This is a genomic window from Novosphingobium panipatense (assembly GCF_900182875.1).
GTDB lineage: Bacteria > Pseudomonadota > Alphaproteobacteria > Sphingomonadales > Sphingomonadaceae > Novosphingobium > Novosphingobium panipatense.
The window spans coordinates 34489-56995 of sequence record NZ_FXUI01000011.1 but is presented as its reverse complement, the minus strand read 5'-3'; the positions used below and the strand labels follow the sequence as shown (position 1 = coordinate 56995).

The following is a 22507-nucleotide window of genomic DNA, read 5'->3' as shown; positions in this document are numbered from 1 at the left end:
GGTCGCATGCCGTTGAAGGTCCTGTCGGTGGCTTCCGAGGTGGTGCCGCTCGTGAAAACGGGCGGTCTGGCCGATGTGGTGGGGGCGCTCCCCGCCGCCCTCGCAGGCCATGGCGTGGAGACCACGACCCTGGTGCCTGGGTATCCTGCTGTGCTGGCGACTCTTGGCAGGCGGGCAAAGGCTGTTCACGCCTGGGATTCCCTCCTCGGCACGCCGGCGCGGTTGCTCACCGGCGAACTGGAAGGGGGGCATCCCCTGCTGGTGCTCGATGCTCCCGCCCTCTACGCGCGTGAAGGTGCGCCTTACACCGATGCGGCAGGGCGGGACTGGGGTGACAACTGGCAGCGCTTTGCCGCTCTCAGCCGTGCTGCGGCGGATCTGGCGGGAGGAGCCATGTCCAGGCGCGGCAAGCCTCTGGGCTATGACCTTTTGCACGCGCATGACTGGCAGGCTGCACTGGCTCCGGCGTATCTGCGCTATGCCCCTTTCAGCGGCCGGGCTGTCCCTTCCGTCATTACGGTCCACAACATCGCCTTTCAGGGCTGGTTCGGCGCTGAGGTGTTTCCGCAACTCGGCCTGCCGGGGGGGGCCTGGGCGCTGGACGGCGTGGAGTACCATGGCGGCGTCGGGATGTTGAAGGCGGGCCTTGCAAGCGCCGACGCGGTCACGACGGTAAGCCCGACCTACGCCCGGGAAATACGATCCGCCGCGTTCGGGATGGGACTTGAGGGGCTGGTGGTCTCGCGCGGGGCGGACGTCCATGGCATTCTGAATGGCATTGACGAGCAGGTTTGGAACCCGAGCACGGACAGGACGCTTGCCGCCCGCTACTCCCATCGCACCCTTGACAGGCGCCGCAGCAACAAGCGTGCACTGGAGGCGGAGTTCGGCCTTGAGGAAAGCGACGGGCCTCTCTTCATCGCGGTGACCCGACTCACCTGGCAGAAGGGGATGGACGTTCTGGAGGAGGTCCTGGATCACCTCGTCGGTATCGGCGGTCGCCTTGCCTTGCTCGGCTCCGGGGACATAGCGCTCGAGCGCAGCCTGATAGAGGCGGCGGGCCGGCACCCCGGCAGGATCGGCGTTCGGATCGGCTATGACGAGGCGCTGTCGCACAGGATGCAGGGCGGCGGAGACGCCATTCTCATTCCCTCGCGCTTTGAACCCTGCGGCCTGACGCAGCTTTACGGCCTGGCTTACGGTTGCCTTCCCATCGTCGCCCGCACCGGTGGGCTCGCGGATACGGTTATAGACGCCAATCCGGCGGCTCTCGCGGCAGGTTGCGCTACCGGGGTGCAGTTCGACAGCGTGACCTATGATGCCGTAGCGGCAGCCCTGACCCGCGCCGTTCAACTCTACGCCCAGCCGGCGCTTTGGCAAAAGCTTCAGCGCAACGCCATGAAGTGCGACTTCGCCTGGCGAGCGAGCGGGCAGGCCTACGCGGAACTGTACAAGGGGTTGCTCGCCTGATGGCCTTGGGCGCAAGGGTGGAGGGGGGAAATACTCACTTCGCCGTTCGCTCACCGCATGCGGATATGATCTGGTTGTGCCTGTTTGGCAGCAAGGGCGAGACGCGTCACCCGATGGTGCGGGATGGTGCCGAATGGAGCCTGACCTTGGCTGGCGATCTTTCCGGCGAGCGTTACGGCTATCGCGCAGCGGGAGAGTGGGCGCCGGAGCGCGGGCGCTGGTTTGATCCATCCAAGCTTCTTGTGGACCCGTATGCGGTGCAACTGGACCGGCGGTTTCAGCAAAATCCCGGCCTTTCCGGGTTCGGGCAGGACACCGCCCCGATAGTCCCCCGCGCGGTGGTGCAAGCGCCGATGCCCTGCTCTGCCGTTGCGCCGCCGCACTTCACTCACGGCGGCCTGATCTACGAGATCAATGTACGCAGCTTCACCATGCTGCATCCGGATGTTCCAGAACAGATGGGTGGGACCATTGGCGCGCTGGCTCACCCGTCCATATTGGCGCACCTGCGCAAGCTGAAGATCATGGCGGTTGAACTGATGCCGATCGTCGCCTGGATCGATGAGCGGCATCTCCCGGCGCTCGGGCTCGTGAATTCCTGGGGTTACAACCCCGTCGCGATGATGGCACTTGATCCGGGTCTCTGCCCTGGAGGTGTCGCGGAACTGCGCGACACGGTCGCCACCCTTCACGCCCACGGCATAGGCGTCCTGCTGGACTTGGTGTTCAACCATTCCGGCGAAAGCGACAGCCTTGGCGGTGTCCTGTCGCTGCGGGGGCTCGATGACGCGATGTACGCCCATGCAGCCGATGGAGGGCTCATCAACGACACGGGCTGCGGGAATACGCTTGATTTCGGTAATGGCGCGGTTCGGCGGCTGGTGCTCAATACACTTCGGCATTTCGTGAAGCACTGCGGCGTCGACGGGTTCCGGTTCGATCTGGCACCCGTGCTGGCCCGTGGGCCTGACTTCGACCCCGCCGCCCCGATCTTTGCGGAAATCGCGCAGGACAGTCTCCTTGCTGACCGCATCATGATCGCAGAGCCATGGGACGTCGGGCCGGGCGGGTATCAACTTGGCCGTTTTCCCCCCAACTGGCTGGAATGGAATGACCGTTTCAGGGACGACGTGCGGCGGTTCTGGAGAGGGGACGGGGGCGTGGGCACGCTCGCCACCCGCCTGGCCGGCTCCAGCGACATCTTTGGCTCACAGGCCGTGGGCAGCCCTTGCCGCTCCGTCAACTTCCTTGCTGCCCATGACGGGTTCACCCTTGCGGACACGGTGTCGTACCAGCAACGCCACAACTGGGCCAACGGCGAAGCCAACCGTGACGGTCACAGCGAAAATTTCAGCTGGAACAACGGTGCCGAGGGAGAAACCCAGGATCTCGCCGTGCTTCGCGCGCGCCGGGCTGATGTGAAGGCTTTGCTTGGCACGTTGTTCGCCTCGGTGGGAACCATCATGTTGACCGCCGGCGACGAATTTGGCCGAACGCAACACGGCAACAACAACGCCTATTGCCAGGACAACCCCCTCACTTGGCTGGACTGGCGTGATCGCGACCAGGAGCTGGAAGATTTTGTTGCGGCCTTATCGGCGCATCGCTCAGAGCGCCTGGGAAGCTACGCCCGCTTGCCGGAACCCGTCGTGTGGCTACGACAGGATGGGAACGAGATGTCCTACGAAGATTGGGAGCACCCTGGCGCAGGATGGCTTCACTGCAGGAGCCTCGCACAGGATGCCTGTTACGACGTCTCCATTGATCGTTTTACGCGGAAGGTCACATTCAGCTGACAGCAGTTTGCTCAAGCCGGAGCGAGCCATCGGTCAGTAGACGCCTCTGGAGCCGATGACGGCAGGAACGGTCCGCAGGCAGATGCCGAGATCGTACAGTGTCGATTTACGCCGGGCGTAGAACGCATCAAGCCGCACGCGTGCTTCGTAGGAAACTTCGTTGCGGCCGCTTACCTGCCACAGGCCGGTGAGGCCCGGCCGGACCGAGCAGTATGCACCGAAGCGGCTGCCGTAGCGCTCAATCTCCCCCTCGATGATAGGGCGAGGCCCCACGATGCTCATGTGGCCCATCACGATGTTGAAGAGCTGCGGCAGTTCATCCAGACTGCTTTTCCGCAGGATCGTGCCGATTTGTGTGATGCGCGGATCACGACGCAGCTTCTGGTCGCGGTCCCATTCCGCTTGGGCCTCTGGGCAGGTCGCCAGCAGCTCATGCAAGGCGTCCTGTGCGTTGACGACCATTGTCCGAAATTTCAGGCAGGGGAATAGCCGACCATCCCGGCCGACACGCTGCTGCACGAAAAGCACCGGGCCGGGTGCCGACACTTTGATGACCAGCGCCATTAGGATGAGCAAGGGTAGAAAGACAAGGATAGCGACCAGCGCCACCGTCACGTCGAAGGGACGTCCTAGCAAAGGCTGAACTCGCCTCGTGGCATCCAGCCCGGCTTGAAGGTTCGCTGCGCCGTCACGGTTCGCAATCACTGACAGATGATGCGGCTTACGCTTCAGGGGAGAGCGACGAGGAGTGACAGATGCCTTCGCCTCTGCGTTCTCGAAATGCCGCGACACAGCTTCCATTGATCCACCCGCAAGAACGATACCGGATATTCGTTGAGCCTCCGGTCTTGGTTGATGACATGGTAATGAGTGTTAAGAGGTCGTCAATAAGGGTATGTTTCGATGCGGTGTGACTATTTGATCCGATTGCAACCAGTTAATCGGAAATTGAGGTGGATGTTTGAAACGACAGAGGTTGATTGGCCGCGGTTTCGCTACATTCATTATTTCGTCCGGTCGACGGCTGCCAAAATTTAATCCTTCACGGTGGACCAAAAAGGCTTCCCCGCACCTCGCGATCGGAGCACCCTTCAGAGGTGCACAGTACAGGCGCAGTCCGAATCGCGATCTCAAGACGTCGTCTGCCGGAAGCGACAAGGCAAGGCGCAAGCCCATCAGCCTTCCCGGAACGAACGGGCAAGCTGATCAGTGAGCGGCTTGAGGATATAGTCAAGCATCGTGCGGCTATTCGTCTGAATGAAGGTCTCGACCGGCATGCCGGGCCGCAGCTTCAATTCGCCCAGCTTCTCCCGCTCACCCGCGTTCAGTTTCACCCGGACGCGATAGTAGGCGCTGCGCGTCGCTTCGTCCTCTACCCGATCGGCAGAAACATGTATCACAGTGCCGGCGAGTTCGGGCGTGGTCCGGGACGAAAAAGCACTGAAGCGGAGCCTCGCGTTGAGTCCTTCACGAACCTGATCGATGTCGGCGGGAGAAACGGTGGCTTCCACAACCATGGCGTCATTGTCCGGCACAAGCTCCAGGATTGTCTGTCCCGGAGGAACTATGCCGCCGACCGTCCGGACGGCGAGCTTGTCGATGGTGCCTGACTCAGGCGCACGAATAATGGATCGCTCATAGCTGTCGTCCGCCGCAACCTGCGCGCGGCGAAGTTCGCTGATGCGGGTCAGTACATCCATCAGTTCCGCAGCGGCGGAGCTTCGTGCATCGGCTTCCAACGAGGACATCTGCAAACGGAGCTCGCGAATGCGGGCTCGACCGGAAAGAACGGCTTCCTGCGCGCTGCGAACCTCGGACGTCAGGCCTGAAGCGGACCGTTCAAGGGCATTGAGGCGGTCCAGCGTGGTGTACCGCTTCTCGTAGAGCTTGCGCGTTGCCGCGAGTTCCTCATTGATGAAATTGGCTTGGCTGGCGTAGCTCGTCGCCTTGCTTCGCGCGCTGGCGACGTCCGCGTCCGTCTGGCCGATCCGCTGGGTGAGCTGTGCAGCCATGGAGCGCCGGGCATCGATTCGAAGATGGAAAACCCTGCGCTCCTGTTCCATGAGCGATGCAACGTTTCTATCGGCTTGCTGACGTAACAGGTCGGCTGGAAAGGTGATCGTTGTGGCCCCGTCCCGTTCGGCCGTGAGCCGTGCCGCGCGGGCGAGCAGCTGAAGCACATTTTCGCCTGTGTAATTGGCGTTCGCGCTGCTTACCTTGGAGTCCAGCCGGATCAGTGGTTGACCCTTGCGCACATGATCGCCGTCGCGAGCCATTATTTCCGCCACGACGCCGCCCGATGGATGACCAATTTGCTTCACGTAACTAGCGACGGTGACCTCGCCAGGCCCCATTACGGCGCCGGTAATCGGCAGAAGAGCAGCCAGGCCACCAAGACCAAGCACCAGGGCTCCACACAGCCAAAGGCCAAGGCGCACATCGCGCCGCAGACTGCGCTCCGGATCGTAGCGGACGGAGGCAGGCGAGAGCGCAGAAAAGGCGGGCTGCATGATGATCTCGTCAGGCACAGCGCCTACTCGCCAAGATGTTCCGGGGCGCGTTGCGGCGGAGGTGCGAAGTTGATGCGCTTCAGCATTTCCGCGCGCTCTCCCATCTGCAGCATGTGTCCGTCAGCCATGATCAGGATGTGATCGGCCTGCGCAAAGACGGCAGGGCGATGGCCCACGATCACCACGATCGCGCCCCGCTCCTTCGCGGCAGCAATTGCCGCAAGAAGGGCATTTTCCCCCGCAGCGTCCAAGTTGGAGTTCGGTTCGTCCAGCACGATCAGGAAGGGATCGTCGTAGAGCGCGCGAGCAAGAGCGATGCGCTGCTTCTGGCCCCCCGACAGGCCTCCGCCGTTCGCGCCGCCCAGGACGAAGCCGTAGCCTTCTGCGAGGGACACGATAATATCATGCACATCGGCAGCTTTCGCAGCGGCGATCACCTTTTCCGACGTCGCTTCAGGATCAAAGCGGGCGATGTTATCGGCGATGGTGCCTTCAAACAGCTCTATAGCCTGGGGAACATAGCCTATGTCACGGCCTAGATGTTCGGGATCCCACTGCTCCAACGAAGCGCCGTCGAGGCGCACCGCCCCTCGCAGCAGGGGCCATGCCCCCGTTATGGCTCGTATGAGAGAGGATTTGCCCGAACCACTGTGACCGATAACGGCCAGGGCTTGGCCGGCGGACAAGCGAAAGGACACACCGGTCGCAGTGATCTTCTGGCGCCCCGGTGGCCCGCAAACCACCTCTTGCACCTCGAGGGACCGGCTGGGGCGAGGCAGAGGCATCGGCGGTTCTGCAGGTTTTATCTTGCCCAGCAGGCTCATCAGGCGTCGCCATGCCTGCCCGGCTTCTATCATCGGCTTCCATTGCGCGATCGCTTGTTCGACCGGCATCAGCGCACGGGCGCTGAGAATGGAGCCGGCAATTATCACACCGCCAGTTGCGTCGTTGTCTATGACCAGGAAGGCGCCGATGGCCAGCACGAACGATTGCAGGAAGAGGCGAAAGGCCTTGCCGACAACCTGTGTACGGCCTGACACGTCGGCGAGTTCATCGTGAGCCGCAATCAGGTTGAGGCTGACTGCTGCCCAACTGGCGCGCCATCGGCCACTCATGCCCAGCACGCGCAGCACTTCGCTGTTCCGGCGAACATCCTCAGCTATCGTGAAACGCGATCCCGCGATGGCGGCCGCTCGCAGGGCGGGCTGACGGGTGCGTCGATCACCGACCAGCATCAGGGTTACGATTACGAGCACCCCTGCGAGCGTGGCTACTCCGAGAGCCCAGTGGAACAGCATAAGGATCGCCAGGAACAGAACGACATAGGGAAGGTCCAGCAAGGCCAGAGGCCCGGTGCCGATGATGTACGAGCGAACAAGGTCAAGATCACGGACCGGTGCTGATCCAGACGGCAGCGGACCGACTTCCCGCTCGTAGCGACTGATGATGTCATAGAGCCGACTGCAAAGCCTCTGATCCGCCTTGGCACCGGCATGAAGCAGCACTCGGGAGCGGATAAGATCGATAGAACCCTGGAACAGGTAAGCGACGGTCACCATCAGCAGCAGCCCTGCCAGCGTCGCACCGCTCCGGCTGGCGAGAACGTCATCGTAGACCAGCAGCATGAAGAACGATCCGGACAGCAGCAACACGTTGAACACCGCGCTGAAGATCATGACAGGCCAAAGCACAGGCAGCGCGATCGACAGCATGCCGCTGATCTCCGGGGAGAGCTTGTCCTGACTGAAAAGCATTCAGCATATCCCGATGAGAGTGGAGGAAGCGGTGCTGCGAGGAGCCAGCGCAATCGGAAGAAGGTTCGCACTGCTCCTCATGGCCGCTCGAACTCGGAAGGCATTTCGTGTCCCTCCTCCGGGGATTGCTCGACGGTGACGGGTGTCGGGTTGAAGCTGTCGCTGTATGTGATTGCATCCAGCACTTCGATGGCCGGTCCAGTCGGGAACCCCATCCAGCCTGGAGTGGTGTAAGCTTTGGGGCGAAATTCCGCAGCTTCTCCGGCGAACGTCTCGATGCGGAGTTGGCCCATGGTGCCTAACAGCATGGCGTGCTGGATGTACAATTGCGCTTCGGCCTGAGCCTGCGCTTGTTGCGAGTTCAGCAGATCACGTGCCGTATCCAGAAGGTCGAGCGAGGTTATCTGCCCATCAAGCTGCTGCTGCTGTGCGCCTTGGAAGGCTAGATCCGCAGAAGACACGGCCCGGGCATAGGCTGGAAGCGCGCGGCGAGTAGCGGCTAGCTGATCCCAGTAGGTTGCGATATCCTCCCGCACATCGCGGATCGCCTGCTGAAGCTGCTGGTTTGCGCTGTCCGCAATCTGTGCAGCCTCCCGAACGCGGGAGGACAAAAGGCCGGAAGAGTAAAATGGAATCGTAAGCCCAGCCTGAACCTGAAGCGTGACTTCACTGGGATCTCCATGCTCAATCGTCAGAGGCGTGCGGGCGAGGCTTCCCTGAAAACTGACATAGGGACGCGTGTTGCTGCGGGCCTGTCCCAGTCGAGCCTGAGCGGCGACTAGATCATAGCGCGCCGACTGTAATAAGGGACTGGATTGGACGCCCTGAGTTTGAGCCTCTTCGAGCGTGCGGGGAAGCGGCGGCAGTTGCGGAAGCGGGGCCAGATTCTCGGGATAACGGCCCACGACATTGCGGAAGCGATTGCGGCTGGACAGCAAGGCTCCTTGCGCAAGATCGAGTTGGGCCTGTCCGCTGAAAATGCGTGTCCGCGTTTGCTGGAGATCCGTTTCGGTTGCATAGCGCGCTGCGTAGCGGGCATCGATCTGATCAAGTTGCGCGGTCAACTGGCCGAGATTGGAGCGCGCGATTGCGACGAGTTTCTCGTCCCTCAACACTGAGGCGTAGGCGATGATGATGTTGGCCATCAGGTCCTGCTCTGCAGCCTGCAGGTCCGCGACCGAGGATCCGTAATCGGCCGCCGCCAGGCGCCGTTGGGCCGTCAGACGGCCGAATGTGAACAGTGGTTGATCGAGCGTCAGGGACAGCACCGGCGTGAAGCCGTCCTGTCGCAGAACGGTCGCACCATTCTGTCGCACGCGCCGCGCTGCATAGCCGTAGCTGGCATCGGCATTCAGAGTGGGACCGAACTGCGCATGCGCTTGACCTACCCTTTCCTGGGCAGCGCGACTGGACGCGCGGCTTGCCTCTACCGCCGGGTTTCCGCGGCAGGCCTCTGCAATGACATCCGCCAGCGTTTCGGCTGCTGCCGGCACACTGATGAGCATGAGGGCAGGGCAGAAGCAAAGGATGCGTCGCCCCAGCGGCTGCGCGGAAAGTATGATTGAATTCCACTGCCAATGTCCGCAGACCTGCCTGCTTGGCTTCAACCTCGACAAGCCAGCGAGGCGCGGACGGGCACGCATGGAGACGGCAGACACGGCTGCGTGCTTGTTCATCATGAGGCCCGCGAAAGGTCACCCTGGAAGGTGATCCAGCGGCGGTTCTTGTCAGAAATACATTCGCCGTTCGTGGGTCTGTTAAACCGCAGGCAATCCCAAAGCACCACCTCCACACCGGTGCGGCTGTCGCGCACATAGAGAAACGCCACGGTGCGGATGATGGGTGCTTCGGGGGAGCCGAACGCCCCCGAACGCCGATCCCATCCGACAATCTTGCAGTAGATCTGTCCGGCGCAGGTTTCGAGTCCGGCGAGGGCTAGGCGCCCACCGTCGCCGCCGCCGTCCACGAGGATAAAGTGGTCTCCTTCGCGCGGGGCCAGCGTTTCACCGACGGGCTGGCTTAATCCAACCATTTGCTTCGTCTCTGAAACTGCAGAGGAGATGCCACGCCGATGCGCCGGAGAGAGGGATTGAAGTTTTGGCTCGAAGCTCTCCTGCCCAACGTAAAGTGCCCTGAACGCCGATTGACGGCCCCATCGTCCTTGCCATCGGAAAAACAGGTGAGTGCCGATTTGGGCTATCTTGTCGAGTTTGGTGCTCCAGTAGGGATGAACCCAGTCGGTGTGATAGTGCGTCGCCATGCCGACCGGAGGGTATGTCTCACCCCGGAGAAAGGATGCCGCGGTTTCACGCGCGCGGTGCCATGCACCTGCCGAGGGAATGCGGGCCAGGGCGCCGTCGCACGTGAAGGTAAACTGGCAACCGGAGCTGCGCTCCGCTCCCTGGTAAACGACGCCGCAAACCGAGTGGGGAAAGGCGGGGTGCCGCACCCGATTGAGGACGACCTGCGCAACCGCTGCTTGACCGGTGCGGTCGTCGCCCGCTTCGTAAAGCACTGCGCTGGCGAGGCAATCGAGCGCGCGCGTGTAAGCAGCGTCCTGTCGCTGGATGCGGAACGGTGCGGGGCGATCAATCCCGGTTGGGCTAAAAGGGACGGCTGCGTTTAAGGCGAGCGCCTTCTCTCGATTCAGAGGTGGGGGAGAATCGGAACTTGTCAGCGCAGTCGGGTCGGGCGGGGATAGGGCCAGCGCCGACTTCTGCAATGCCGTATGGCGGAAAGGCGGCACACCCCCCGTCACGAGTTTTGACGATGCGTGTTCAAGGCAGGAGCCGGTCAAAACAATGCTGAGAAAAGCTGCTGTGAACAGCCACACGAAACGGGCGATGGCGAAGCGGGTGGCGATCACCTCATCTTCGCAGTTTCCTTCCTCCCGCTGTGTTTCGCCTTGTAGGGCGGCCGAGGGCAGGCTCCTCATCGCGCCAACGTGAAGGAAAGGAGGCCAGCGACCTGCGAATAGGAGTTGAACGGCGCCGTTCCGACAGCCGTTCGACGAACAACGCCGAGACTAGCGTCAAACGAGAGCCAGCGGTTCACCCGCAAACGCGGTCCGCCTCTCAGCTCCCAGCGGCGGCCTGAGTAGTTTACCTTCGCATAGTCTTCCAGGCTGAAGCTCGCCGATCCGATCCATGACAGACTGCGCCGCATCTCGTATTCGACTTTAAGCTGAGCATTCGTCAGCGTGACGGTTCCCACCAGGTTGTATGGATTGATAGTATTGCTTTGCTCTACGAACCCGCGGAATGCCAAAGTCCGGGTTGGAAAATACCTGAGGTCGGCGGATACCGCGAGTCCCTGTACTGATCCAAGTGCCGGGTTGCGGAAGTCATAGGCGCGATAGCCCAGGCCGACCTGAGCGAGCAGTGCGCGGCTCACTTCGTATCGGATCCCGGCGGTCATGACGTAATTGTCGGCGTCACGGTCTCCCACTCTGGGAGAATGCTCATAATCGAAGTGCTTGTACTCTCCCGAGCCATAAATGGAGGTACGGCTGCTGACTTCGTACGCAAGACGAGCCTGTGCACCGAGCCGGTCTAGATTTCGGAGGCGTTCATTCGGCCCCAGAGCGGGGGCGGTAGCAACATCGTCATACCGCAGGCGCACGCCGCTCACTTCTGCGCTGATTTGAAGTCGGTTGAAGCGAACTTGGCCGATGGTTGATCCATGGGTGACACCGCGCATCAGGGGGGCTCCGCGCAGAAGATCGTTTTCTGCGGTTCCGCGTTGAACAATTTCACGCCGGAAGCCGAACGCGGCCGACAACGAGCCTTTGCTCTCATCCCCGAGTGCTCCTGCTGCCTCCAGCGAGTATTCGGAGGTATTCTGGTCCTGCAGATTGAAGTAGCGGCTGAGGCGTGCACCGCCATCGAGCGAAAGGCGACGGGTGCCATCTTCGTGCTGGATCCGCACGCGTGGTTCTATCACGAACGCGAGGTCGGCCTTTTTGGAGTGTGCACGGGCAAAGACATTGTCATCTGCGCGCAGGCCGAACGTGACGGAAGGCAAAGCATCAAGGCCGGCGAAATTGTAGCCGATCGGATCGTAGTCGGGCAGGGCCCGGCGACCCGGCACGTCGTCAGGCTCATTCATCGGGAGGGCTGTGGTCTGCGCCGTGGCTGCCTGGGGCCAACCTAGGGGCAAAGACCATAGCGCAAGCAGTCGTAAGCGCCTGCTTCGGCAGCCTGCGACTTTGGTCGGTGAGGCCGCAACACGTGAATTGAGCAAGCCGCGCATCGCTTAGAACCGCCGCTCAAGGATGCGAATGGTGTCGCCGGGTTGAACGGGTGTCGTGCCGTCCAGGCGGTATAGGATTTCGGCCTTCCCGTCCTTGTGCAGTATATAAACGCGTCGATCATCTGCGCGATAGGTGAAACCCTGCGCCTTTGCGACCGAACTGAAAACCGTCAGACCTTCGACGAAAGGGTACTCGCCTGGTTTGTTCACTTCTCCCAGAATATAGTAAGGGCGCAAGTTGAGGACATCGATCGACACGCTCGGCTTGTCTATGTAGCCCCTGCTCAAGGCTGTAGTCAGGCGTTCCGCAAGATCGGATGTGCTGAGCCCTTTCGCGGCAACGGCGCCAATCAACGGGAAGGCGATCATTCCGGTTCCGTCGACGAGATAGTCGCCGGTCAGCTTATCTTCACCATAGACGATGATGCGGAGCCTGTCTCCGGCACCGAGTGTATAGCGCGCGTCAGCCGCAGAAAGAGACAACTCCGGAAGTGCGTTCACACTGGTGCATCCCGGCACGCCGCAGATGAACAAAGCGGCAGAGACGATTTTTTTCCAAGATTGCATGCGCTCTTCTTTCGCCATGAGGCCGTTCCTTGATGCCTCACATTGACGCACTGATGCGGATGGTACAAAGAGGGAACAATCGGTTTTGGTGTTAAATTCACATCACCTCAGTCGCTGCGTCAGACCTGATTGGCAGGCTCGCACAAGTATTCGGCGTGGGCCTCCTGATTATTCAACGAATAGGATTGAACGAGAGGAGCAGTGCTCCCCTCGTTCAATGAGGTGATAAATTGCAGTCATATTGATGCTTGTTTTAATTGTAGAAGTTGTAGTCGCCGAGGACGAGTTGGTTGCTATTGATCGATCCAACTGCGATGATGTAGTCCAGCCCCGTATTGGTGGAGTGAATCGAGTAGAAGTGCGCAGTCGTGTCGCCGTCGGGATTTTCCGAGTTCTTGCCGTAGCCGACGAACGTCAGCGTGGAGCCTGATCCGAAGCCGTCGAGATAGAGGAAGTCGTTGTTGCCCGCTTCGTAGACGCCGGCTCCATGGAAGTCCCAGATGACGTCTTGTGCGTTGCTGATCGACCCCGTGGTGCTGGCCAGGTCCGCATTCATATCGGACAGCCGGATGACGAAGGCATCGCTGCCGCCGCCGCCGTACATATAATCAACGTCCTTACCGCCGGCGATCGCATCCTTACCGCTGGTGCCGCCAAGAAAATCGATCGCATCTGTGCCAATGCTGAATGCCATAGCTTCCTCCTACTGGTGCGAATATCTGCCGCCACTGACCACGCTGGTTTCAGCAACCTGATCCGGAAGTGTGCAGACCACCTCCTGGCCACGAATAAGGTCATCCGCGGCATCAGGTGTGTACAGGTAAAATCTTCGTCCAATCAATTTAGGAGAAATACGTCCTTTACGGCGGGATCAACTTTATTTGGCTGGAAACGGATTGATCATAGTCTTTATCGGCAGGATTTGGTGCGCCATGCCAAAGTTGAAGAACGGCTATTCAACGATATTGTCAGGAATTCAGGCGCAATGAGACGTGACGTGAAAAACACGACCAAAATGGGTCTTTCGTATCGCGGCCGGGTCTTAGGGAAATACCCGGCGGGCAGCCCTCTCGATCCGCGCATCACCCTGCGCCAGATTTTTACCGATGACTCCGAAGACGCTTGTTTCGGCTACGACGCCAAAGAACCGGGCTTTGGTGGCGGGCGATGAAACTGCTGCATCATCGGCCAAAGGTTCCAAACTTTGGTGACGATCTGAACGCGATCTTGTGGCCTGCGCTGGTCCCTTCCCTGTTGGGGGCCCTTAGCCAGGAGGCGGGTGATGATTCGGCATTCGTTGGGATCGGTACGATCGTCGGGATCGATCCCGGAGACGCGCAGTGCTTGCATGTATTTTCAAGCGGAGTTGGTTACACGTCGGTGGACGCATGGATTGGTCGTAGCGTGGAATATCACTGCGTCCGGGGACCGTTCAGCGCCAGAGTTCTTGGCCTCCCCGACAGCGCATCGCTTACGGATGGCGCCATTCTGACGCCCTTGATGTCGGAGTTTCACTTATCGGCCAGTACCGCTCGCGCCGGTACCATCGTCATCCCTCATTTCGAGACCGTCGCCTTTCCAGGCTGGCCGGCGGCAGCCAAAATGGCTGGGTTCGACCTTGTGGATCCTCGCCAAGCCCCGGCAGTGGTGATCTCCAGGATCGCTCAAGCAAAGCTGGTTCTCACCGAATCGCTCTATGGCGCCATTCTGGCGGACGCCTTTGGCGTTCCCTGGCGGCCGTTTGCAGTCTCACGCAATTTCTCCAAGGCTAAGTGGGCGGACTGGGCCGGGTCTCTGAACCTGCGGGTTGCGGTCGCTGTCGTTCCTCCGCCTGATGCCGTGACGCTTCTGCGTTACGGTAAGCCGCCTGAGCCGTTCGGCACGTTCTTCCCTCTCGATCTGGAAACCGCCTGCCGGGAGTTTCACTCACGCATTGCTCCGCCTCGGTCGCAGGGCTGGATGAAGACAGCGGGAAAGGGCGTCCTTGGACGGCTACCGGCCGCGCGCAAACTGATCGGCTTCAGCGCTGCGCGAACGGCGGAAGCCTTGACCAAACTGGCTGAGGGCGCCCCCCTTCTGAGCGATCCCGCAAAGCGGGAGGATTTGCGCAGTGCGATGCTCGCCAGGCTGGATGCGCTGGCGAAACGGCATGGCGCGTCGCTTGCCGTAGCCTGAACTCCGGCCACCGCAGGACGCCATGATCGCAAGATCGATCGCTCCACAGTGTTTTGTACCTAGGTTTGCCGGTATGCCGTACGCTGCGCACTCGCTCGCCACATTCGCTTCTTGCTCGATCGGGGCATCCGCAGTCCTTTGAAGGGGATGGCTCCTTGGCGCCGTGGTGAGTGGCGGCTTGCGGGCGGCAGCAAGCGTTCTGGTCACACGCCTCATGTGAGGGCCTTGCGAATCCGGATACATGGATATCGGATGCAACTGATGTTGAAGGTGTAGCGTGAAGCCTCCTAGCTTTCGGCCGGAATTGCCGGTCGGCGGCAAGGGGGGATGGCCTTGAACAAGAATGTGTCGATCTTCCTGGAGGCGCTTCGGCTTTTCGCAGCGCTGCTGGTTTTCGTGGGCCATGCGGGATCGGTTTTCCAGATAGAGCTACCCTCTCTTGTCGGCCACAGCGCGAAAGAGGGCGTGGCGATCTTCTTCGTTCTGTCGGGGTTTGTCATCGCTTTCGTAACTCAGGAAAAGGAGCCGAATTGGAGAGCCTTTGCGAAGGCGCGGGCGCTTCGAATGTACTCGGTGGTGCCTCTTGCCGCAGCGGTGCTGATTGGCTGCTTTGTTTTGGGATCGACTGTAAACCCGGCTCTTTACGCGGCTGGAGCGGGCGGCGGTGTTGCGGGAGATCCGCCGAGCGGCTGGCTCTTGCTGCGATACGTCACGTTCACCAATGAGCTGTGGTTCGATAGGGGGATGATACAGACGGGAGCGCCCTTCTGGTCGCTTGCTTTCGAAGTGGCCTATTACATCGGGTTTGCAATCTGGTTCTATGGCCACGGCCGATGGCGCTGGGCAGGAATTGTCCTGTGGTTCCTTGTCTTCGGCCCGCGCGTCGCGCTTGCCTTTCCATTGTGGCTGATCGGCGCGGTGGCGTGGAAGGCTCTCGGGCGTCGTTGGCGTCTGAGCCCGATGTCCGGCGGAGTGGCTCTCGTTGCACTCGGCTTTGGAGGATTGGTCTGGCGGCGGTCGTACGCGACCGTTGCCATGCCGCTGTTTGAATGGTCCAGTATGCAGAAGCTCGCATTCAGTATGGGGTACTACGTCGTGCTATGCGGGCTTATCGCGGCAGCGATCGTGGTTTTTGCGGCGAGCGTGCCTGATCGAGATCTCTGGCCGAACTGGAGCAAGCGGGTCATCAGGTTCTGGGCCGGCGCCAGCTTCACCCTTTACATCGCGCACCTGCCCGTCATGGTGCTGCTAACGGCGCTCTGGCCAGAATGCGTCGGTTCTGCCCCGCGCGCCAGCGCCGCATCGGCAATCACGATCGTCGCGATGCTGTTCCTTGCGGAGTTGGGTGAACGAAGAAAGGGAGCTTACCAGAGAATATCTTTGGCCCTGCGGCCGGGCCTCAGAATGTCGCGCCAGCTCTAATGGCGGCCATGACGTGGCTCAAAATCTCGCAGTCAGATTGAAAGATCCATATCGGGTCCACCTGCCCTCCGTGGCGTTGGGGGCGTCTTGAAGGAAACGGCCTTTCGCGAGCAAAAGGCCATCCAGTTCCACCATGAGGCGTTTCGGCGCAAGCCAATAGCGGAGTCGCGCCTCCATCTGATGACCTGCAAACCGACCCGACTGACCGAGCGGATCCCGAACGCCTGTTGTGGAGAAGCTGTCTTCGCGGCTGGAGAGCCAGAGCGGACGATAGGCCGCAAACCCGTCCAAGCGTTTGTCTGGCGTGGCTTCGAGCCGCACACCGACGCTTTCCAGATTTGTCCGACCTACGGCGTTGTAAAGGCCCGACGGAGCAAGGTCCGCGCGACGCATTCCGAAGAGAGTGTCGAACCGGCCGTATTTGGCCTCTTTTCCATCTCCACTGGCGCGGTCGTATTCAATGGAAAGGCGCGGTTTCCACGTCGTGTCCCAAGTATAACCAAGGGCTGCGTGGACAAAGCTCGCGGCAACTTTCTGGCGCACCGCCGTCGAGGCCGTGGAGGTGCTGACGGAGCCGGTCTGATATAGCGCTTCGACCTCATAGTCGATTTTCCCAGTCCGAGCGTCGGCGAACAGACGACCGCCGAAGGTGTCCAGCGATCGGTCTCGCGTGGGATAGCCGGGTGCATCCTTCTCCCGCAGGTGGAAGTACGTGATCTCTGACATGGCAGAACCAAGCGTGCGCGCCTTGCTGATCTGCCCGCCCCAGAGCACCAGATCAAAGCTCTCCCTGTCGAGCCTGACCTTCGCGGACCTTAGATCCTCGAAAGTATCCGGCAATCGCGTCTGCGGTAAGGTATAGATCAGCGTCGCTTGCCAGCCTTGCCTTGTGGAAAGGTCAGCGCGCAAGCCAGTGTAGCTGCTGGTTGTGTTGCGGTAATCGTCCGCCGCGACGAGCCGTCGGGACCCGAGATTCAGCATCATCCGGCCCGCTGTCACTTTCAGGCGTGAACCATGGCCGACCGGGTTGTCGATTGTTCCGGCCAAGTACGCTTGAACGGGTTCGAACGCGTTTACTTCGCTGGTCGAAAGGGGGGTGCCGGTGCGCTCGCCCCAGACACGGCTGTCGTAGATTTCCACGGCGGCTTCAAGCCTGCCGCCGTGATAGCGGGCCGCCACGGTCGTCCGGGCGTTGAGTAGATCGTCCGTGGCGTTGAACCCGGCGCGCGCCTGGCCTCCAATGGCCTCGTACCTCAGTCGCATGGTTCCGGAGATCGAGAAGCCTTCAACGACCTCGTCAGCCAAGACAGGCGTGGCTCCAAGGATGCCCAAGACCGAGGTCGCCAAAAGGATGGGGCGGGACCACCTCACCGGATGTAACCAATCATAGGAACTCGCATGACGGTACTACAGTACCATGGTGGTAAGAAAGCCGTCCGCATGGACGCGGCTGCCCGGGAGGGAAGGGCGTATGTATGCCGCGCTCCCTATGCCGGGCGCAGTGCCTGCAATCAAGAATGCCGTCGCTCCTGCCCTGAAGAGCGAATCCGGTCAGCAATTCTGCCTATGCAGGAGGCAATTGCTTCGCCAGCTTTGCAATCAGTTCGCTGGAGCATGACGCATGTTTCGCCCCATCCAGGACGAGCGGATGCTCCGGCGTCAAAGTAGCCGCGCGGCGCCGTTCAGGGTCAAGCTCCAGCCAGGCCCGCACGGCGCCTTCAAGGCTAGTGACTTCCGGCAGGTCGTCGCTGCCCCGGAGCACATTTTCCAGCGCGGCGCTCATTCGCCAGTCGATCGCGGGGGCGGGCGTGGCCCCATTGCCGGCCGGCTGGGTCATCGCGGTGTCTTCCTCTTCTGCGTTTGAGCCGCCCGGCTCGATCGGAGCGAGGCAGCGGTGCATCAATTTCCATTCCGTAACGCAAGGCACAGGATTTGGTCGCCAGCGTCTGAGATATCTTTAAGGCTTCCCGAGGCGCCTCCAGGGTGACCATAGAGGCGCTCCGGAACTGTCTTACGTCCCCGGTGTTGCAGAGAAAAGGGGATTGCAGTGCCGCCAGGTCCGATATTCGACAACAGTTACGCGCGTCTTCCCGAACGGTTCTTCGCACGAGTGTCGCCCGCGCCTTTTACCGCTCCCCGGCTGATCAAGCTGAACGCGCCGCTGGCAAACATGCTGCACCTTGACGCCGACTGGCTGTCCGGCCCTGAAGGGCTGGCGTTCCTGTCGGGTCAGACAATAGCATCAGGTTCCGACCCGATTGCCACCGCCTATGCGGGGCACCAATTCGGCAACTTCGTTCCGCAGTTGGGCGATGGTCGCGCGATCCTGCTGGGTGAGGCGCTCGATCACGGGGGGCGCCGTTTCGACATTCAACTGAAAGGCGGCGGCCGTACTCCCTTCTCACGCGGAGGCGATGGCCGGGCGGCGCTGGGGCCGGTGCTGCGTGAATACATCGTGAGCGAATTCATGGCCGCGGTCGGCATTCCGACCACCCGGGCTCTGGCTGCCGTTGCAACGGGAGAGCCGGTCTACCGTGAAGCCATGCTGCCGGGCGCCGTTCTGGTGCGGGTTGCCTCAAGCCACATTCGTGTAGGAACGTTCCAGTTCTTCGCCGCCCGACAGGATACCCAAGGTGTAAAGGCTCTGGCGGACCACGTGATCAGCCGCCACTATCCGGAAGCGGCGGACGCAGAGGAACCCTACCGCGCCCTTCTGGATGCGGTGATCGCGGCGCAGGCGGGGCTCATAGCGCGCTGGTTGCTCGTGGGCTTCATCCACGGCGTCATGAACACGGACAACATGTCCGTCGCGGGTGAAACGATCGATTACGGCCCCTGCGCCTTCATGGACACGTATGACCCGGGCACCGTCTATAGCTCGATCGACCAGTTCGGTCGCTATGCCTACGGCAACCAGCCCAACATCGCGCTGTGGAACCTGACGCGCCTGGCCGAGACGCTGCTTCCGCTCCTTCACGATGATGAGGAGCGGGCGATATCCGCTGCCCAGGACGCACTTGGCGCTTTCGAGCCCCAGTTCACCGGCAGCTACCACGCCGGACTGATGAACAAGTTCGGCGCCCAGACCCTGCAGGAGGGCGATGCCGCATTCGTGAGCGCGGCCTTCACTGAACTTGCTCGGCACCAGGTCGATTTCACCCTGTTCTTCCGCGGGCTGTCATCGGCAGTGGAGCCGGGCGACGGTGATGAAAAAGTCCGCGAACTCTTCGTCGATCCGACGGCAGCGGACGCCGTTCTCGCGCAGTGGCGCGCCCGCCTTGCGCTGGAGCCGGAGGACGCTTCCTCACGAGGAAGGCGCATGGACGGCACCAATCCCGCCTTCATACCGCGTAATCATCGCATCGAGGCGGTCATCACGGCCGCCACCGACCGCGGTGACTTCGCGCCTTTCGAGGAACTCATGGCCGTCCTGTCGCGGCCCTTCGAGGACCAGCCCCAATTTGCCTCCTATGCGAACCCACCGCTGGAGCACGAACGTGTGCGCGCCACCTTCTGCGGGACTTGAATGAAGAAGATCGAAAACGGCGTCAGCCTGCAACCTTTGGCGGGCGGTCGCCCCCGGCAAATCATCCTGCTCCTGCACGGGTTCGGGTCGAACGGAAGCGACATGATCGCACTGGCGCCGTCGCTGCAGCAGAAGTTGCCGCACGCGCTCTTTCTGGCACCCCATGCGCCGGACCGCTGCGGAGGGGGAGGTTACCAGTGGTGGGCGCTGTCGAGCATAGCCCCTCGCGATCTGGCCGCCGGAGCGTTGATGGCCGCCCCCGCCGTCGACGCCTTCATAGATCGCAAGCTGAAGCAGTATGATCTCACCGAAGCCGATCTCGCGCTGATCGGCTTCAGTCAGGGCACGATGATGGCTCTGCAGGTCGGTTTGCGCCGCCCCCGGCCCGTCGCCTGTATCGTAGGGTATGCAGGCCTGCTGACAAGCACGGCGGACCTGCCTCACAATGACTGCCCCAGACCGCCGGTTCTGCTGGTCCATGGCTCGGCCGATCCGGTGGTTCCGGTGGCCGCAATGCATGCGGCCGAAAGCGAACTGCGCCGGCTCGGCGTCGACGTCACCACCCATGTGTCGCACGGGATCGGACATACTGTGGATCCGACGGGGCTGCGCCTAGGCGTGGAGTTCGTCAGCGCGGCCCTTGGTGCGTCGTCCCAGCCCGAGCGCGGCTGAACCGTCTGGATTCTAGGTGTCGTCGCCGAGGTTGAGGCCCTTCAGTGCAGCGAACGGACCCTGATCCTCGGGCGCACCGATGCCGGCCGCCTTCCGGGCCGCTTCGGCGTCCGGTCCGGTGAGGAACGGGTCGATGGCAAGGGCCAGGCTTTGCGCCACCGCTTCCCCTATGTCGAGGTGCGTGCCGTCGTACTCGATCTCGTCCAGTTCCTCAGCGGTCAGCTCGATCTCCTCATCGGGCGTGTAATCCGTCGCCTGGGGTACGAAGCGGAAGAACAGCGGTTCGTCGATCGAGACGGGAAGATCCTCGGCCGACACGGCGCAGGGCTGCACGATTTTCGCCTTGAGAGTTCCGCTGGCCTCCACCTGGAAGCCGCTCGCCCGGTCCTTGGTGGAGAGGTCGAGATCAGCAGTGAGGCTGTCTATGCGCACAAGGCCAAAGCGTTGGGCCAGCGCCGCGCGCTCAGCTTCGGTCGGAGCGAGGGAGACATGCTTCCCCTCGACCTGCCGCACATCGATAAGGCGGGAGAATTCAGGTGTCATCGTGCAATCCTTGCGGCAAGAAGGTCATCGTCGGAGAGCGCATCAATCTGCGCATGCAGCACACGGATTCGCCGGGCGAGGCCCGTGGTGTCAGCCCGGTCGTTCAAGGTGACGTTCCGCTGTATGGCATCGACCAAGACGTCGTCGCCCCGAGGCAAAGCCTCGCGAAGCGCGCCAAGGCGGCCGCCCAGCACGCTCATCAGCTTGCCCATGCGCTTTCCGACTACCAGATCGCCGACGCCGGACTGGCGAAGCTGGCCGTCCATGTCGTCCACGAACAGTTCGGCCAGTCGCGCAGCCGGGTTGATCAGCGTGTCGTCAGATCCCTTGTCCCGTTCCATGCGAAGCAGAATGAGGGAGAGGACCAGCGTCACCGCGTCGAAACGGCCGGCCACCGTGTCCGCGATGCCGCACTCGGCATACCAGGGCTTCTCGCGGGCAATTTCGACGACGCGGTGCCACAAGGGGCGCATGGCATCACGCGCCGCGGTGTCTTTGCCGAGGAGGCGGGTTATCAGAGACACGTCGGCAAAGGCCTTTTCGTTAAGGAGCAATTCAAGCGACCGGCCCCAACGCCCATTGCACGGGCGCTTGCGTGGGCTTAAGGCCTTAGGCGATATATGGGTATGGATGCGGCTGGCAATGGTCCTGCGGTCCGTACCTGCGGTTTGGAGTGTTGAAATGCGCAAGGTGGGTCTCAAGGTGGCGGCTGCAGGCTTCGCGCTGGCTGTAGCAACGCTGGCGAGCGGGTGCTCGTCGATCCGCGATCATCGTGGATACCTGGTTGACCAGACGCTGCTCGATTCGGTTCAGCCCGGCATCGACAACCGCGTGTCGGTGGAAAAGACCCTGGGGCGCCCGACATTCGAGAGCCAGTTCGGTTCCAAGGACTGGTATTACATCTCTCAGCAGGTGAAGACGCCGCCTTTCCGCAAACCGCGCACTGACAGCCAGGTGGTGCTTCGCGTCCGCTTCGACGCGGCGGACAACGTCGTCGGCATTGACAAGCGCGGCGTCGAACAGGTGGCGCGGATTGATCCTGACGGCCGGGAGACGCCGACGCTGGGCCGCAAGCGCAGCCTGATCGAGGATCTGTTCGGCAACATCGGCGCTGTGGGCGCGGGCGGCATGGGCCAGGCTCCGGTCGGGCCGGGGCCGAACGGCAGTTGATACCTCGCGCGGCGGTCGTTTTGAACGTCTGACTTGAACGAACCGGGGCGCGGCATATATCCCCGGCCATGAACAATGACGGGGCGAGCCACGGCCTCATCCAGTGGCACGGAACGACCATCATCGGCGTAAGGAAAGGCGGGAAGACCGTCATCGCCGGTGATGGGCAGGTCTCCATGGGCAACACGGTCATGAAGCCGAATGCCCGCAAGGTGCGGCGGATCGGGGAAGGCGGCAAGGTCATCGGCGGCTTCGCGGGCGCCACGGCCGATGCCTTCACTCTCTTCGAACGGCTGGAGCGCAAGCTGGAGCAATACCGCGGGCAGCTGATGCGCGCAGCGGTCGAACTCGCCAAGGACTGGCGCACCGACAAGTACCTGCGCAATCTCGAAGCGCTGATGATCGTGGCGGATGCCGAGACCCTGCTGGTGCTGACCGGCAATGGCGACGTGCTGGAGCCCGAAGGCGGGACGGACAGCCAGATCACCGCGATCGGATCGGGCGGCAACTATGCCCTGGCAGCGGCTCGCGCCATCGACGGCTACGAAGAGGATGCGGAGCAGATTGCCCGCAAGGCCATGCGCGTCGCCGCCGACATCTGCGTTTTCACCAACGACCGTGTCACGGTCGAGACTGTCTGAGCGAAATCCC

21 protein-coding genes are annotated in these 22507 nt (G+C 61.8%); 9 read left to right on the top strand and 12 right to left on the bottom strand.

What is annotated here, in order from left to right; translation table 11 throughout:
• Window positions 1–6: 6 nt before the first annotated feature.
• A complete protein-coding gene (glgA, locus tag QOL62_RS14845) occupies window positions 7–1470 on the top strand; it encodes a glycogen synthase GlgA (protein WP_283406835.1) in 1464 nt (487 codons plus the stop codon).
• Window positions 1470–3266, top strand: a complete 1797-nt coding sequence (gene glgX, locus QOL62_RS14840; protein ID WP_283406834.1) for a glycogen debranching protein GlgX — start codon at window positions 1470–1472, stop codon at window positions 3264–3266. The genes glgA and glgX overlap by 1 nt, the downstream gene beginning before the upstream one ends.
• Before the next feature lie 33 nt (window positions 3267–3299).
• Here the strand turns inward: glgX and QOL62_RS14835 are convergent, their stop codons facing one another.
• The 8 genes from QOL62_RS14835 to QOL62_RS14800 form a co-directional block, all read right to left on the bottom strand.
• Complete coding sequence (locus QOL62_RS14835) at window positions 3300–3902, bottom strand: sugar transferase (protein ID WP_283406833.1); 603 nt, start codon at window positions 3900–3902, stop codon at window positions 3300–3302.
• Between the two features lie 539 nt (window positions 3903–4441).
• Entirely contained in the window at window positions 4442–5794 is a 1353-nt protein-coding gene (locus QOL62_RS14830; RefSeq protein ID WP_283406832.1) for an HlyD family type I secretion periplasmic adaptor subunit, read from the bottom strand.
• A gap of 5 nt (window positions 5795–5799) precedes the next feature.
• Window positions 5800–7530, bottom strand: a complete 1731-nt coding sequence (locus QOL62_RS14825; RefSeq protein WP_283406831.1) for a type I secretion system permease/ATPase — start codon at window positions 7528–7530, stop codon at window positions 5800–5802.
• 77 nt (window positions 7531–7607) lie between these two features.
• A complete protein-coding gene (locus QOL62_RS14820; RefSeq protein WP_283406830.1) occupies window positions 7608–9035 on the bottom strand; it encodes a TolC family outer membrane protein in 1428 nt (475 codons plus the stop codon).
• Between the two features lie 170 nt (window positions 9036–9205).
• The gene (locus QOL62_RS14815) at window positions 9206–10465 is read right to left on the bottom strand and encodes a cell wall hydrolase (RefSeq protein ID WP_283406829.1); all 1260 of its coding nucleotides are present in this window, start codon (window positions 10463–10465) and stop codon (window positions 9206–9208) included.
• A complete protein-coding gene (locus QOL62_RS14810; protein ID WP_283406828.1) occupies window positions 10462–11637 on the bottom strand; it encodes an outer membrane beta-barrel protein in 1176 nt (391 codons plus the stop codon). The genes QOL62_RS14815 and QOL62_RS14810 overlap by 4 nt, the downstream gene beginning before the upstream one ends.
• Window positions 11638–11784: 147 nt before the next feature.
• A complete protein-coding gene (locus tag QOL62_RS14805; protein WP_283406827.1) occupies window positions 11785–12366 on the bottom strand; it encodes a polysaccharide biosynthesis/export family protein in 582 nt (193 codons plus the stop codon).
• Between the two features lie 235 nt (window positions 12367–12601).
• On the bottom strand, window positions 12602–13042 hold the full coding sequence (locus QOL62_RS14800) for a hypothetical protein (RefSeq protein WP_103730179.1): 441 nt from the start codon (window positions 13040–13042) through the stop codon (window positions 12602–12604).
• A gap of 15 nt (window positions 13043–13057) precedes the next feature.
• On the opposite strand from QOL62_RS14800, the gene QOL62_RS14795 reads away from it, so the two are divergent.
• From QOL62_RS14795 to QOL62_RS14785, 3 genes are all read left to right on the top strand, one after another.
• Window positions 13058–13519 carry a hypothetical protein gene (locus tag QOL62_RS14795; protein WP_283406826.1) on the top strand — a complete coding sequence of 154 codons (462 nt, stop codon included), beginning with the start codon at window positions 13058–13060 and terminating at the stop codon, window positions 13517–13519.
• A 209-nt stretch (window positions 13520–13728) separates the two neighbouring features.
• Window positions 13729–14523, top strand: coding sequence for a glycosyltransferase family protein (locus tag QOL62_RS14790; protein WP_283406825.1), 795 nt, complete (start codon window positions 13729–13731; stop codon window positions 14521–14523).
• Between the two features lie 333 nt (window positions 14524–14856).
• Window positions 14857–15945: an acyltransferase family protein gene (locus QOL62_RS14785; protein ID WP_283406824.1), complete on the top strand. Its 1089-nt coding sequence runs from the start codon at window positions 14857–14859 to the stop codon at window positions 15943–15945.
• A gap of 18 nt (window positions 15946–15963) precedes the next feature.
• On the opposite strand, the gene QOL62_RS14780 is transcribed toward QOL62_RS14785, so the two are convergent.
• Both QOL62_RS14780 and QOL62_RS14775 read right to left on the bottom strand, forming a co-directional pair.
• Complete coding sequence (locus QOL62_RS14780) at window positions 15964–17250, bottom strand: alginate export family protein (RefSeq protein WP_283406823.1); 1287 nt, start codon at window positions 17248–17250, stop codon at window positions 15964–15966.
• A 259-nt stretch (window positions 17251–17509) separates the two neighbouring features.
• Window positions 17510–17845 (bottom strand): hypothetical protein, encoded by a 336-nt coding sequence (locus QOL62_RS14775; RefSeq protein ID WP_283406822.1) that lies wholly within the window; start codon window positions 17843–17845, stop codon window positions 17510–17512.
• Window positions 17846–17992: 147 nt separating this feature from the next.
• Between QOL62_RS14775 and QOL62_RS14770 the strand changes: the two genes are divergently transcribed.
• Window positions 17993–19471, top strand: coding sequence for a protein adenylyltransferase SelO (locus tag QOL62_RS14770; RefSeq protein WP_283406821.1), 1479 nt, complete (start codon window positions 17993–17995; stop codon window positions 19469–19471).
• On the top strand, window positions 19472–20143 hold the full coding sequence (locus QOL62_RS14765; protein WP_283406820.1) for an alpha/beta hydrolase: 672 nt from the start codon (window positions 19472–19474) through the stop codon (window positions 20141–20143).
• A 12-nt stretch (window positions 20144–20155) separates the two neighbouring features.
• Here the strand turns inward: QOL62_RS14765 and QOL62_RS14760 are convergent, their stop codons facing one another.
• Window positions 20156–20686, bottom strand: coding sequence for a YceD family protein (locus QOL62_RS14760; protein ID WP_283406819.1), 531 nt, complete (start codon window positions 20684–20686; stop codon window positions 20156–20158).
• Window positions 20683–21210 (bottom strand): ubiquinol-cytochrome C chaperone family protein, encoded by a 528-nt coding sequence (locus QOL62_RS14755; protein WP_283406818.1) that lies wholly within the window; start codon window positions 21208–21210, stop codon window positions 20683–20685. Before QOL62_RS14755 ends, QOL62_RS14760 begins: the two co-directional genes overlap by 4 nt.
• Before the next feature lie 157 nt (window positions 21211–21367).
• Here QOL62_RS14755 and QOL62_RS14750 point away from each other — a divergent pair, with 157 nt between their 5' ends.
• Both QOL62_RS14750 and hslV read left to right on the top strand, forming a co-directional pair.
• Window positions 21368–21856, top strand: coding sequence for an outer membrane protein assembly factor BamE (locus tag QOL62_RS14750; protein ID WP_103729364.1), 489 nt, complete (start codon window positions 21368–21370; stop codon window positions 21854–21856).
• Between the two features lie 68 nt (window positions 21857–21924).
• On the top strand, window positions 21925–22497 hold the full coding sequence (gene hslV / locus QOL62_RS14745; protein WP_103729363.1) for an ATP-dependent protease subunit HslV: 573 nt from the start codon (window positions 21925–21927) through the stop codon (window positions 22495–22497).
• Window positions 22498–22507: the final 10 nt, after the last annotated feature.

What these genes read in the sequence shown, in the direction of transcription:
- QOL62_RS14805 (WP_283406827.1), bottom strand. Translation starts at nt 12,366, where the DNA reads ATGGCGAAAGAAGAGCGCATGCAATCTTGGAAAAAAATCGTCTCTGCC.
- hslV (WP_103729363.1), top strand. Translation starts at nt 21,925, where the DNA reads ATGAACAATGACGGGGCGAGCCACGGCCTCATCCAGTGGCACGGAACG.
- QOL62_RS14800 (WP_103730179.1), bottom strand. Translation starts at nt 13,042, where the DNA reads ATGGCATTCAGCATTGGCACAGATGCGATCGATTTTCTTGGCGGCACC.
- QOL62_RS14825 (WP_283406831.1), bottom strand. Translation starts at nt 7,530, where the DNA reads ATGCTTTTCAGTCAGGACAAGCTCTCCCCGGAGATCAGCGGCATGCTG.
- QOL62_RS14765 (WP_283406820.1), top strand. Translation starts at nt 19,472, where the DNA reads ATGAAGAAGATCGAAAACGGCGTCAGCCTGCAACCTTTGGCGGGCGGT.
- QOL62_RS14760 (WP_283406819.1), bottom strand. Translation starts at nt 20,686, where the DNA reads ATGACACCTGAATTCTCCCGCCTTATCGATGTGCGGCAGGTCGAGGGG.
- QOL62_RS14810 (WP_283406828.1), bottom strand. Translation starts at nt 11,637, where the DNA reads ATGAATGAGCCTGACGACGTGCCGGGTCGCCGGGCCCTGCCCGACTAC.
- QOL62_RS14820 (WP_283406830.1), bottom strand. Translation starts at nt 9,035, where the DNA reads ATGCTCATCAGTGTGCCGGCAGCAGCCGAAACGCTGGCGGATGTCATT.
- QOL62_RS14750 (WP_103729364.1), top strand. Translation starts at nt 21,368, where the DNA reads ATGCGCAAGGTGGGTCTCAAGGTGGCGGCTGCAGGCTTCGCGCTGGCT.
- glgX (WP_283406834.1), top strand. Translation starts at nt 1,470, where the DNA reads ATGGCCTTGGGCGCAAGGGTGGAGGGGGGAAATACTCACTTCGCCGTT.
- glgA (WP_283406835.1), top strand. Translation starts at nt 7, where the DNA reads ATGCCGTTGAAGGTCCTGTCGGTGGCTTCCGAGGTGGTGCCGCTCGTG.
- QOL62_RS14815 (WP_283406829.1), bottom strand. Translation starts at nt 10,465, where the DNA reads ATGAGGAGCCTGCCCTCGGCCGCCCTACAAGGCGAAACACAGCGGGAG.
- QOL62_RS14775 (WP_283406822.1), bottom strand. Translation starts at nt 17,845, where the DNA reads ATGCACCGCTGCCTCGCTCCGATCGAGCCGGGCGGCTCAAACGCAGAA.